The organism is Nonomuraea indica (assembly GCF_002850745.1).
GTDB classification, from domain to species: domain Bacteria; phylum Actinomycetota; class Actinomycetes; order Streptosporangiales; family Streptosporangiaceae; genus Nonomuraea; species Nonomuraea indica.
Map to the genome: position 1 here is coordinate 93,528 of NZ_KZ559472.1, position 10,775 is coordinate 104,302.

At 74.5% G+C, this 10,775-nt stretch carries 14 protein-coding genes and 1 pseudogene; 6 read left to right on the forward strand and 9 right to left on the reverse strand.

What is annotated here, in order from left to right; translation table 11 throughout:
- Positions 1 to 3: 3 nt before the first annotated feature.
- Positions 4 to 555: a hypothetical protein gene (locus tag CXR44_RS41710; RefSeq protein ID WP_101787444.1), complete on the reverse strand. Its 552-nt coding sequence runs from the start codon at positions 553 to 555 to the stop codon at positions 4 to 6.
- A 127-nt stretch (positions 556 to 682) separates the two neighbouring features.
- Here CXR44_RS41710 and CXR44_RS19125 point away from each other — a divergent pair, with 127 nt between their 5' ends.
- Both CXR44_RS19125 and CXR44_RS19130 read left to right on the forward strand, forming a co-directional pair.
- Positions 683 to 1,354 (forward strand): response regulator transcription factor, encoded by a 672-nt coding sequence (locus CXR44_RS19125; RefSeq protein WP_101787445.1) that lies wholly within the window; start codon positions 683 to 685, stop codon positions 1,352 to 1,354.
- Positions 1,351 to 2,796, forward strand: a complete 1,446-nt coding sequence (locus CXR44_RS19130) for a sensor histidine kinase (protein WP_180903557.1) — start codon at positions 1,351 to 1,353, stop codon at positions 2,794 to 2,796. Before CXR44_RS19125 ends, CXR44_RS19130 begins: the two co-directional genes overlap by 4 nt.
- Here CXR44_RS19130 and CXR44_RS19135 read toward each other — a convergent pair.
- From CXR44_RS19135 to CXR44_RS41015, 4 genes and pseudogenes are all read right to left on the reverse strand, one after another.
- Positions 2,741 to 3,547 carry an MBL fold metallo-hydrolase gene (locus CXR44_RS19135; RefSeq protein WP_101787446.1) on the reverse strand — a complete coding sequence of 269 codons (807 nt, stop codon included), beginning with the start codon at positions 3,545 to 3,547 and terminating at the stop codon, positions 2,741 to 2,743. The two genes, CXR44_RS19130 and CXR44_RS19135, sit on opposite strands and share 56 nt — an antisense overlap.
- Positions 3,548 to 3,565: 18 nt before the next feature.
- Positions 3,566 to 4,207 (reverse strand): response regulator, encoded by a 642-nt coding sequence (locus CXR44_RS19140; RefSeq protein WP_219601896.1) that lies wholly within the window; start codon positions 4,205 to 4,207, stop codon positions 3,566 to 3,568.
- Entirely contained in the window at positions 4,195 to 4,572 is a 378-nt protein-coding gene (locus tag CXR44_RS41010; RefSeq protein ID WP_245899292.1) for a sensor histidine kinase, read from the reverse strand. The genes CXR44_RS19140 and CXR44_RS41010 overlap by 13 nt, the downstream gene beginning before the upstream one ends.
- Positions 4,573 to 4,702: 130 nt before the next feature.
- Positions 4,703 to 4,771: pseudogene (locus CXR44_RS41015) on the reverse strand (histidine kinase); the annotation flags it as partial.
- Here CXR44_RS41015 and CXR44_RS41020 point away from each other — a divergent pair.
- The 3 genes from CXR44_RS41020 to CXR44_RS19155 all read left to right on the forward strand — a co-directional run bounded on the left by CXR44_RS41020 (position 4,755) and on the right by CXR44_RS19155 (position 7,104).
- Complete coding sequence (locus CXR44_RS41020; RefSeq protein ID WP_245899293.1) at positions 4,755 to 5,309, forward strand: hypothetical protein; 555 nt, start codon at positions 4,755 to 4,757, stop codon at positions 5,307 to 5,309. The pseudogene CXR44_RS41015 and the gene CXR44_RS41020 overlap by 17 nt on opposite strands.
- A gap of 291 nt (positions 5,310 to 5,600) precedes the next feature.
- Entirely contained in the window at positions 5,601 to 6,095 is a 495-nt protein-coding gene (locus tag CXR44_RS19150; protein WP_101787447.1) for a hypothetical protein, read from the forward strand.
- 160 nt (positions 6,096 to 6,255) lie between these two features.
- Complete coding sequence (locus tag CXR44_RS19155) at positions 6,256 to 7,104, forward strand: hypothetical protein (protein WP_245899270.1); 849 nt, start codon at positions 6,256 to 6,258, stop codon at positions 7,102 to 7,104.
- 60 nt (positions 7,105 to 7,164) lie between these two features.
- Here the strand turns inward: CXR44_RS19155 and CXR44_RS19160 are convergent, their stop codons facing one another.
- The gene (locus tag CXR44_RS19160) at positions 7,165 to 8,016 is read right to left on the reverse strand and encodes a DUF72 domain-containing protein (RefSeq protein ID WP_101787449.1); all 852 of its coding nucleotides are present in this window, start codon (positions 8,014 to 8,016) and stop codon (positions 7,165 to 7,167) included.
- Positions 8,017 to 8,137: 121 nt separating this feature from the next.
- On the opposite strand from CXR44_RS19160, the gene CXR44_RS19165 reads away from it, so the two are divergent.
- Complete coding sequence (locus CXR44_RS19165) at positions 8,138 to 9,160, forward strand: S66 family peptidase (protein WP_101787706.1); 1,023 nt, start codon at positions 8,138 to 8,140, stop codon at positions 9,158 to 9,160.
- 17 nt (positions 9,161 to 9,177) lie between these two features.
- Here the strand turns inward: CXR44_RS19165 and CXR44_RS19170 are convergent, their stop codons facing one another.
- The 3 genes from CXR44_RS19170 to CXR44_RS40195 all read right to left on the reverse strand — a co-directional run.
- Entirely contained in the window at positions 9,178 to 9,519 is a 342-nt protein-coding gene (locus CXR44_RS19170) for a hypothetical protein (RefSeq protein WP_101787450.1), read from the reverse strand.
- Positions 9,520 to 9,757: 238 nt separating this feature from the next.
- Positions 9,758 to 10,414, reverse strand: a complete 657-nt coding sequence (locus CXR44_RS19175; protein ID WP_101787451.1) for an HNH endonuclease family protein — start codon at positions 10,412 to 10,414, stop codon at positions 9,758 to 9,760.
- Positions 10,415 to 10,426: 12 nt separating this feature from the next.
- On the reverse strand, positions 10,427 to 10,775 hold a 349-nt coding region (locus tag CXR44_RS40195; RefSeq protein WP_219601898.1), incomplete at its 5' end, for a hypothetical protein.

A 10,775-nucleotide genomic window follows, 5' to 3' on the forward strand; every position in this document is an offset into this window, starting at 1 on the left:
CTGCTACTCGGCAGTGCAGGTGACGGTCTCGGCGCCCTCCGGCGCGGGGACGGGCTTGCCGTCCGGGCCGACCGGGGCCTGGAGAGGCTTGCCGTCAGGCCCCACAGGAACGGCGGTGGCGACGAGCGGCTCGCCGTCCGGGCCGACGGGGGCGGAGACGGGCTTGCCGTCCGGGCCGACGGGGGCGGGGACGGGCTTGCCGTCGGCCCCGACTGCGGGCTCGGCCGGTACCGCCGTGGCGGCGTGACCCTTCTCGAGGTCCGGGCCGCCGCGCCGCTCGACCCGGTGCGCCGTGCCCTGCTCCGCCGCGAGGTCGCTGACCCTGACAGCAGTGGGCGGCTCCGCCTCCGCCACGAGGATGCTGCCGTCCGGCCCCTTGCGCGCCTCGATGGCCTTGACCCTCTCGGCGAACGCGATGACCTGGCCGTCGCTCGTCCTGCAGACGACCTTCGAGCCCGCCGGGGCCGGGGTTTCGTCGGCCAGCGCGGACCCGGCCAGGCCCGTCAGCACGAGGACGCCCACCGCGCCCAGGACCGCGATACGCCGCTTGAACATGCGTGTCTCCTTCGTCCGGAAGATGATCTGACGGCCCGAGGCTGACGTACCGCACCTGAAGCGACCCTGAAGACAGCCGAAGTGATCTTCAGGTTGGCTTTAGGTGCGATGGGCCACTCTGGTCGGTGTGCGCGTGCTACTGGTGGAGGACGAACGGCGGCTGGCGGAGCTGGTCAAGGGCGGGCTGGCGGGCGAGGGGTTCGCGGTGGACGTGGCCCACGACGGGCGCGACGGCCTCTGGATGGCCACGGAGAACCCCTACGACGTGATCGTCCTCGACGTGATGCTGCCCCGGATGAACGGCTACACGGTCTGCGCGCGGCTGCGCGAGGCGGGCAACTGGACGCCGATCATGATGCTCACCGCCAAGGACGGCATCCACGACGAGGCCGAGGCACTCGACACGGGCGCCGACGACTACCTGACCAAACCGTTCTCGTACGTGGTGCTGCTGGCCCGGCTGCGCGCCCTCGTCCGGCGCGGCGGGCGGGAGCGGCCGGTGTCCATCACGGTGGGTGACCTGGTGCTCGACCCGGCCGGGCTGCGTTGTCGCAGGGGCGAGGTGGACGTCGCGCTGACGCCGAAGGAGTTCGCGGTGCTGCACGGGCTGGCCCGGCGGGCCGGGGAGGTGGTGTCCAAGAGCGAGTTGCTGGCGCAGGCGTGGGACTTCAGCTACGACGGCGACCCGAACATCGTCGAGGTCTACGTCAGCGCTCTGCGCCGCAAGATCGACCAGCCGTTCGGCCGTTCGACGCTGGTCACGGTACGTGGAGCGGGCTACCGGCTGGAGGCGGGATGAACGTGCGCGGCGCGGTGGCGAGCGGGCTGTCGTCGGTCCGGCTGCGTGCCACCCTGGCGGCGACGCTGGTCGTCGCGCTGGCCCTCGGGGTGACGGCGGTGGTGCTGGTGACGGCGTTGCGAGGCAGCCTGGAGTCGGCCGCCGGCAGCGAGGCGGCCCGGCGAGCCGTGGCAGCGGTCCCGTACGTGCGGGAGGGCCAGGCCGTGCCGGCGACCGAACCGGCTCCGGCGATGGTCGCGGTCGCGCCGGGCGACACGGTCCTCACCGGCGCCAGGGCCGGCACGACCGTCATGGAGGAGCCGGGCGACCGGGTACGCGGGATCGACGGCGCCGACGTCGTGGTCGCCACCACCGGCGCCCCGGCGACGAGCTGGGCCGAGCCGGGCCACTACGCCGTGGCCGCCGTGGACGTCGCCACCAGTGAGGGGCAGGCCACGGTGTGGGCGAGGGTGTCCCTCGACGGGGCGAGGCAGGCGCTGGCGACGCTGAACGGGGTGCTGCTGCCGGGGGTGCCCGCGCTGCTGCTCGTGGTGGCGGGGATGACGTGGTTCTCCGTCGGCCGGGCGCTCGCGCCGGTCGCCGCGATCCGGGCCAAGGTCGCCGACATCACGGCCCGCGACCTGCACCAGCGGGTGCCCGTACCCCGGTCCGGCGACGAGATCGCCGCGCTGGCGACCACCGTGAACGGCACCCTCGACCGGCTGGAGACGGCCGTGGAACGGCACAAGAGGTTCGTCGCCGACGCCGCGCACGAGCTGCGCAGCCCGATCGCGACCCTGCGCGCCCGCCTGGAGCTGGCCCGGCCCAGCGAGCTGACGGCGGAGGCGCTGGCCGACGTCGAACGCCTGCAGACCCTGGCCGGCGACCTGCTCCTGCTGGCCAGGCTGGACGCGGGCGAGCCGTTGCGCGCGGACGACCTCGACCTCGGGCAGGTCGCCGCCGAGGAGGCGGTGCGCGCCCGGCGGCGCCCCGAGGTGCGGCTGGAGCTGGACGTCGAGCCCGACGTCGTGGTCCAGGGCTCCCGCGGCCACCTGGCCCGCCTGGTGACGAACCTGGTGGACAACGCCGTACGGCACGCGGCCGGCCGGGTCGAGGTCCGGGTCAGGTCCCGGGACGGGCGGGCGGTGCTGGAGGTGTTCGACGACGGGCCGGGGGTGCCTCCGGAGCAGCGGGAGGCGGTGTTCGACCGGTTCACCAGGCTGGACGAGGCGCGGGCCAGGGACGCAGGCGGCGCCGGGCTCGGCCTGCCGATCGCCCGGGACATCGCCGCGCTGCACGGCGGCACGCTGGCGGCGGTGGACGGCGGCTTCGCCGCGAGCTTCCCCGCCGCCTCACCCAGCGCCGCCCGCGTCGTCCCCGCCGTCGCCGCCGGCCGTCGGCCGCCGGTCAGGCGACCTGGGCGTCGAGCTGCAGGAAAGCCCTCTCGATCACCTGGTGGGTGACGTCCTCCGGGTAGGGGAAGCGGTGGATCAGGTCGCGCAGGCCCTCGACGTGCGCCCGCCGTGCCAGGTCGGCCACCTCGGCCAGCTCGGCCCGCTGCGCCTCGGCGAACGCCCGGTCCACCACCCTGCCGTGGCCGGGCACGACCACCTCGCCGGGCAGCTCGGCCAGCATGGCCGCGGTCGTCGCGGGCCAGTCGATCGGGTAGGAGTCGCTGAACGCGGGGGGCGCGCCCTCCTCGACCAGGTCACCGGCGAAGATGACGCCGGCGTCGGGGACGTGGGTGACGACGTCGTTGCTGCTGTGGCCGAGGCCGAAGTGGCGCAGGTGCACGGTCCGGCCGCCGATGTCGAGCGTGGCGGCCGTGGTGAAGGTCTGGTCGGGAGCCGACAGCGACACCTCCTCCACCTCCTTGCGCCGGGCTTCCGGCAGGGTGCGGAGAACGGCCGCCCGTTGCTGCTCCCCGTAGTCCTCGATCTCCTCGGCGCACCGGACGTGCCCCCAGATCTCGGCCGGGCGGAACAGCGCGTTGCCGAAGCAGTGGTCGAAGTGGGCGTGGCTGTTGACGACGGTCCACGGGCTGGAGGTGACCGTGCGGATCGCCTCGATCAGGTCGGCGGCCTCCCGGTGCGACATACGGGTGTCGATCACCAGGCAGTGGTCGTCGCCCACGATCAGGCCGACGTTCAGGTCGAACGACCTGTGCCGCCGGACGTAGACCCGGTCACCTATCTCGCGCCACCGCTCGTTCATGGCCGGGACTTTACCGACTCACGCCCTGAGGTAGGCGAGGACGGCCAGCACCCTGCGGTGCCCGTCGGCGGCGGGCGGCAGGTCGAGCTTGGTGAAGATGCCGGCGATGTGCTTGGCCACGGCCGCCTCCGTGACGAACAGTTCGCGGGCGATCGAGCCGTTCGACCGCCCCTCCGCGATGAGTGCGAGGACTTCGCGCTCGCGCGGGGTGAGCCGGTCGAGCGGGTCGCGCCGCCGGCGCAGGAGCTGCCGCACCACCTCCGGGTCGACGACCGTGCCGCCCCGCGCCACCCGGTCCAGCGCGTCGACGAACTCCTTGACGTCGCCGATGCGGTCCTTGAGCAGGTAGCCGATCCCGGCGCCGCCCCCGGAGTCGAGCAGTTCGGCGGCGTAGGTCTGCTCCACGTACTGGCTGAGCACCAGCACGGCCAGGTCCGGATGGCGGTCGCGCAGCTCCAGGGCGGCGCGCAGCCCTTCGTCGGTGAAGCCGGGCGGCATCCGCACGTCGGTCACGACGGCGTCGGGCCGGTGCTCGGCCACCGCCGCGACCAGCGAGGGAGCGTCGCCGACCGAGGCGAGCACGGTGTGGCCGAAACGGTCGAGCAGCCCGGCCAGGCCTTCGCGCAGGAGGACGGCGTCTTCGGCGATCACCACGCGCACGGGATCTCCACTCTCATCCTGGTCGGCCCGCCCGCGGGGCTGGACAGTGACAGTCTCCCGCCGACCACGGCGAGCCGGTCGGCCAGCCCCGTCAGTCCGGTGCCCCCGGCGGGGTCGGCGCCGCCCCGGCCGTCGTCGTGGATCTCCAGCAGGAGCGCCCCGCCCCTGACCCGGCCGCTCACCGTGGCCCGGGTGGCCCGGCTGTGCTTGGCGACGTTCGCGAGCGCCTCGCTGACCACGTAGTAGGCGGTGACCTCCACGCCCGTGGGCAGCCGTGCGGCCAGCGGCAGGTCCACGTCCACCGGCACCGGCGAGCGGCCGGCCACGTCGCGCACGGCGGCCGGCAGCCCCCGGTCGGTGAGCACCTGGGGGTGGACGCCCCTGATCAGTTCGCGCAGCTCCGCCAGCGCCTGCTTCGCCTCGTCGTGGGCCAGCCCGACGAGCCTGCCGACCGGCGTGTCGGGGGGGCAGGTCGAGCCTGGCCATGCCGAGGCTCATCGTCAGCGCGACGAGGCGCTGCTGGGCGCCGTCGTGCAGGTCACGTTCGATGCGGCGCCGTTCCAGCTCGAACGCGTCGACGAGGCGGGCGCGCGAGCGCTTCACCTCGCGCAGCTCCGACGACTCGGGGGCGAGGATGGCCCGCACCATTCCCGCCCGCGCGCCCGCCCAGGCGGTGACCGTGTACGCGGCGACGGGCAGCAGCAGGACGCCCGCGACGGAGGCCACGCCCAGGACGACGTGGTGGCCGGCGGGCTGCACGACCGGCGACAGGACGAGCAGGACGGGCCCGGCGACGGTGACGCCGAGCATCACCAGGTCGATCCACCACAGGGCGAGCATCGTGACCGCTCCCAGGGCGGCCTCCCGCCACCCGCGGCGGGGCGTGACGGGCAGCGGCAGGCGGTCCACCAGCCGCAGCCGCCACCTCTCGAACCTGCCCAGCGCCGGCGTCGCCGCGACCGCCGCGGCGACGACGGCCACCACGCCCGCCGTCGCCTCCTCCGCTGACAGCACGGCCACCGGCACCGCCGCGGCGAGCCCCAGGAGCGTGCCGGTCAGCAGGTACGCCGCCGACCGCCACGGCCAGGGCGACCGCAGGTAGCGGGTCGGCCGCTGCGTGAGCGCTTCCAGCGCGGTCCCGTCCAGCACGTCCGCGACACTATCCGCGGCCTGCGAGGGCGGTCAGTAGTGCTGGGTACACCTTTCCGGGCTCGCCGCCCCCAAGGGGCGGCCGCCGTGCCGCCGTGCCGCCGTGCCGTCGAGCCGCCCGCCGCTCTCCGCTCGCGCGGTAGGGCGTGGCGCGTGGCCAGGCGCGGCGTGATCGCCACAATGGGAGGGAACCACCTGGCCGGCCCGGGTGCGAGCACGCCGCCCGTCCCGGCAGGAGGAGCACATGCGTTCGGTCGCGGCCCTGGTGGCGGTCACCGCCTCGCTGCTGGGCCCCGGTGTTCCGGCCCTGGCGCCGCCGGTCCTCGCGGCGGGCGGGGACCCGCCGGTCCTGGCCGCGGGCGGGGACCCGCCGTCCGACGGGTGGAAGCGGCGCACGTCCCTGCTGGTCATGCCGCAGCGCCCGCGCCAGAACAACGTCGTGCGGATCCTCGCGCACTGCCCCACGGCGGCCAACCACGCGCTCATCGGCTCGACCGCCTTCCGGTTGAAGGGCTCGGCGCGGCTGTACCGGGAGGTGGGCCTGGGTCTGTCCGACCGGGGTCTCGGCCGCCGGAGCGTCGTCATCTCCTACTACGCCCCGCTGGGCCACCACGAGGTTCGCATGACGTGCGTCAAGGTGACGATCGACAAGCGGAGCCGCGTCAGCCACCGCAAGGTGATCAGCCGGTATGTCGTGCCGCTCCAGGTGCGCAGGTTCCGCATATCCCAGTTCTTCTGAACGCCGCGGATCCGTACGGGCGGAAACCTCCTTGAACGTCCCGAGTGCGCCTTGCCAGACTGGACGACGGTAACCGCGCCCACCTCGGGGAGGCCTCATCGAGATCGCCTGCGACGAGTCCGGCTCCGAGGGCGAGAAGCTCATCGGCGGCAACACCGCCGTGTTCGCGCACGCGGGGGTCCACCTGAGCCGCGCCGCGGCGGCCGGCTGCATCGACCATGTCCGCGCGCGGGCGCCCTCGCCGACCGTGGAGTACAAGTCCGGCATCATCCGGCGCGGCAAGCACCGCGAAGCGCTGAAGTGGATGCTCGGACCGGCCGGACCGCTCCTCGGCCACGCCCACGTGCTGCTGATCGACAAGGCGCTGTTCGCGGCCGGCAGGCTGGCCGGGCTGCTCGCGGCCGGCCCCGAGCTGGCCGGGTTCCTGCACCGGGAGGGGCCGCGCACGTTCGGGCAGGAGCGGTGGAACGCGTTCCTGGCGGCCTTCACCGGGGTGCTGCGCGGCCGCAACGGCCGCGTCCCCGCCACCGACGCCGGCCCGGCCTTCGACGTGCTCGCCGCGCTGTGCCTGGCCGCCCCGCCCGGCCGGTTGCGCGACGTCCTCGGCGAGCTGCGGCGGACGAGGACGGACGTGGAGGCGCTCCTCCACGGCGACCGGCCGCCCGCGCTCCCCTCCCTCGACCCGCTCATCCCGGCCATCGCCGGGGCCGTCGCGCACTGGGGCGCGGGCGGCGTCCCGGTGTCGATCGTGCACGACCGGCAGACCCTGCTCACCGACGAGCGCATCGCCCTGCTCAAGGCGCTGCTGGGCCCGTCGCTGGCGGGCCTGCGGCTGGTCGACTCCCGTACGGACACGCGGATCCAGGTCGCGGACCTGCTGGCCGGAGCCGCCCGCAAGATCGCTGAGGACGAGCTGCTCGGCCACGGCGACCCGGAGCTGACCGCGCTGCTGCACCCCTACGTCACGCCCGCCTCGATCTGGGCGCCCACCGGGGCGCCCCTGCCGTAGCGTCCGGCCATCAGGCGCGGCGACGAGCACGTCATGCTCGTACGCGACTGACCGGGCGGGTCAGAAGAGGGTGGGCGGCTCGGCCGGGACGGGGTCGGGCAGAGGGTCGAGCCGCGGGAGCAGGGCCCGTACGGCGTCGTGGAAGCGGCGGGCCAGGGGCAGCGCGTCGGCGTTGTCCGGGGTGTGCACGAACACGGTGGGCGAGCGGCCCTCGCGCAGCCAGCCGGCGACCGTGTCGACCCAGTGCTGCCAGCCCTCGACCGTGCGGTCGGGGTCGTCGCGGCCGAGGTAGCGCACGATCGGGCGGTCGGTGAGGGCGAGCGACCGGCGCGGCACACGAGGTTTCTTCGTCCAGGCGTCCCGTTCGGCGTCGGTGGTCGGCGGGCTGCCGAACAACGTGACGGTGTCGAACGGCACCCACTCGGCGCCGACGCCCGCCAGCACCCGCTCCAGCTGCCGCGCCGCCCGCTCGTCGGCGAAGAACGCCCGGTGCCGGACCTCGACGGCGCTCCGGTGCGAGCGGGGCAGCCGGCGCAGGAACGCGGCGAGCGCGCCGAGGTCGTCCGGCCCGAACGAGCCCGGCACCTGCACCCACAGGGCGTGGACGCGCGGCCCGAGGGGCTCCATCGCCTCCAGGAACGAGCGCAGTTCCTCGTCGGCGCCGGTGAGGCGGTGCTCGTGCGTGACGGGCCTGGGCAGTTTGACGACGAACCTGAAGTCGGCCGGCGTCTGCCGCGCCCACGACTCCACCGTCGCCTTGGCCGGCGTCGCGTAGAACGTCGTGTTGCCCTCCACGGCGTTGCACCAGGTCGCGTACGCCGCCAGCCGCTCGCCGGGAGGCAGCGGATGCGGCAGGAACCTCCCCTGCCACGGCGTGTGCTGCCACATCGCGCATCCCACATGAAGCCGCATGCCCCCGACGCTACCCAAGATCGGGCCTGCCGGGACACGCCGCGCAGCACCCGGGCCCGTCCGGCCCGGGGGCCGTGCCCGGCTCCGCGGCCGGGCCCGGAGCGGACGTATGGTCGAGATCATGAGGTATCCCACCCCGCTCCGTCCCGGTGACCGGATCGGCGTCACCGCCCCGTCCAGCGGCGTGCACGAGCACCTGCGCGACCGCCTGCAGGCCGCGATCCACACGGTGGAGGAGCGCGGGTACGAGGTGGTCGTCGGGGCGTGCATGGACGGCGCCGGCCACGTCAGCGCCCCGGCCCCCGACCGGGCCCGCGAGCTGACGGACATGCTCACCGACCCGCACATCAGGGCCGTCGTGCCGCCGTGGGGCGGACAGACCGCCATCGACCTGCTGCCTCTGATCGACTGGGAGGCGGTGCGGCGGGCCGACCCCACCTGGATGGTGGGCTACTCCGACCTGTCCACCCTCACCACGCCGCTCACCCTGCTGACCGGCGTCGCGACCGTCCACGGCAACAACCTGATGGACACCCCCTACCACGCGCCCGACGGGCTGCTCACCTGGCTCGACATCGTGACGATGGAGCCGGGCGCGGAGTTCCGCCAGACCCCGCCCAACCGCTACCGGGCGCAGGGCCGCGACGACTACCAGACCAATCCGAAGGCGAACGAGTTCACCCTCGACACTCCCGGCCACTGGACACGGCTGGACGGCGACGGCGACGTCGCGGTCGAGGGCCGCCTGATCGGCGGCTGCGTCGACACCCTGTGCAACCTCGCCGGCACCCCCTACGGCGACATCGCCGCCTTCGCCCGCTCCTCGGCCCCCGAAGGCCTGATCGTCTACGTCGAGGCGGCCGAGCACGACGCGGGCACCATCTGCGCCCACCTGCACGGGATGCGCCTGGCCGGGTTCTTCACCGGCGCCAACGCCGTCCTCGTCGGCCGCACCCGGGCCCCCGGCATCGCCACGCTCACCCAGCACGAGGCGGTGCTCGACGCGCTCGGCGGCCTGGGTGTGCCGATCATCGCCGACGTCGAGTGCGGTCATGTGCCGCCGTACCTGCCCCTGGTGAACGGGGCGCGCGCCCGCGTGGTGCTGAGCGGCGACCGGGCCGAGATCACCCAGACCCTGGCCTAACCGCCCGTGGCCGGCGGTCAGGAGTGGGCGGCGCGGATCTCCGTCACGGTGAACTCGTCCACGACATGCCGGTTCTGCACCAGGAACCCCACCACGCCCGCCACCGCCTCCGCGCCCAGCCCGGCCCGGACCTGCGCGCTCAGAAGGTAGACGAGCGGGGTCGACGGCTGGGTGAGCGCCAGGTCGCGGTCGTGGCGGTGCACGTCCTGCAGCGTCCTGATCGGGATCGGCCGCTCGGTGGTGAACCACACCGCGACCTCCCACAGCGGCAGCGCAGGATCGACGTCGGCCGAGGCGTGGTAGCAGGTGACGCAGCCGTTGCCGGCGTGCTCGCCGTGCGGGCAGGTCCACCGGGCCACGTCCGCGACGCTCTGGCCGTCGGCGCCGACGACCGTCGCCTCGGTGACGCGCCGGCGCGCCGGCCTGGGCCGGTCCTCCCACGGTGGCGGAGAGTCGCTGCTGATGATCGGATCCCTTCGTCGCGATGTCCCGGCACTTCGGAGCCTAGTCGCGTGACCCGCCCGCCACCCCTCCGCGCTCCCCCGCCGCCGCCACGCGTCTCGCCGTCTCGACCCTCCTGCCGCCGCGACCGGTGGTTCAGCAGGTGCGGAGCATGTTGAGCAGGGCGGTCCGCTCGTTGCGGGTGACGAAGAGGCGGTAGTGGTGCTTCACGGTGATCCACGAGGTGGCGTAGCGGCACCAGTAGGCGCGGCGCGGGGGACGCCAGCTCTGCGGGCCCTGCCCGCCCTTGGCGATGTTCGCGGAGTGGCTGACGGTGATCAGCTCGGGGCGGGTGAGGTCGTTGGCGAAGGCGCGCCGCCGCGCCTGGCTCCACCTCTTGGCGCCCGACCGCCACGCGTACGCCAGCGGCACCAGATGGTCGACGTCCACCTGCTTCTCGCTCTTGAGCCATCTGCCGTCGTACGGGCTGTACCACAGGCCCTTCACCGGATGGCAGGACGCGTTCCTGCGCACCCGCCGCCCGTCGCGGGCCAGGACGACCTCACGCGCGTCGCACCGGCCCTTGTGGTGCGCCCATCGCGTCTGGAACCGCTCGCGGCTGTAGCCGCGGATCGACAGGGCCCTGGCGACCTTGAGCCGGCCCAGCAGGTAGCGGGCCCGCGCCCCGGCGGCCTCGGCCTGTGACCGCTCGCGCGACTCGGCCGCCGCCTCGGTGGTGGCGGTGACGGCGGTGATCGGAAGGATCGAGAGGGTGAGGGCGGCCACGTGAGCCGTCCTCCTGAGGGAGATCATGTTCCACCCATATCAACAATTCCGGGCGACGGCAGCCTCACGTTCCCCAGCGGAGACGGCGGCGAGGACCGCGACGAGGACGGGCATCCCGGCGACCAGCGCGGCGATCGCCGGCCAGGGGGTCTCGAAGTCCACCCGCGGCACCACCTGCCAGTTGCTGGTGGACGCCGTGATCGGCCACGAAAGCGACAGGCCGATGACGCATCCGGCAGCCGCGCCCGGCAGCGTTCCACAGGCCGCCGCGAGTCCGGCCCGGCTCGCGGCGAACCACCGCGTGCTCGCGGTCCGGCCGCCCCGGAGCCGGAGCAGCACCCGTCCCGCCCGGCCGCCGGCGCCGGTCCGGCGGGGCGCCGCCCCCGCG

Excerpts from the sequence above, each read along its gene's own strand:
- CXR44_RS19160 (WP_101787449.1), bottom strand. The coding sequence starts at position 8,016 with ATGCGGCTTCATGTGGGATGCGCGATGTGGCAGCACACGCCGTGGCAG.
- CXR44_RS19165 (WP_101787706.1), top strand. The coding sequence starts at position 8,138 with ATGAGGTATCCCACCCCGCTCCGTCCCGGTGACCGGATCGGCGTCACC.
- CXR44_RS41020 (WP_245899293.1), top strand. The coding sequence starts at position 4,755 with ATGCGGCGCCGTTCCAGCTCGAACGCGTCGACGAGGCGGGCGCGCGAG.
- CXR44_RS19150 (WP_101787447.1), top strand. The coding sequence starts at position 5,601 with ATGCGTTCGGTCGCGGCCCTGGTGGCGGTCACCGCCTCGCTGCTGGGC.
- CXR44_RS41710 (WP_101787444.1), bottom strand. The coding sequence starts at position 555 with ATGTTCAAGCGGCGTATCGCGGTCCTGGGCGCGGTGGGCGTCCTCGTG.
- CXR44_RS19135 (WP_101787446.1), bottom strand. The coding sequence starts at position 3,547 with ATGAACGAGCGGTGGCGCGAGATAGGTGACCGGGTCTACGTCCGGCGG.
- CXR44_RS19130 (WP_180903557.1), top strand. The coding sequence starts at position 1,351 with ATGAACGTGCGCGGCGCGGTGGCGAGCGGGCTGTCGTCGGTCCGGCTG.
- CXR44_RS19175 (WP_101787451.1), bottom strand. The coding sequence starts at position 10,414 with ATGATCTCCCTCAGGAGGACGGCTCACGTGGCCGCCCTCACCCTCTCG.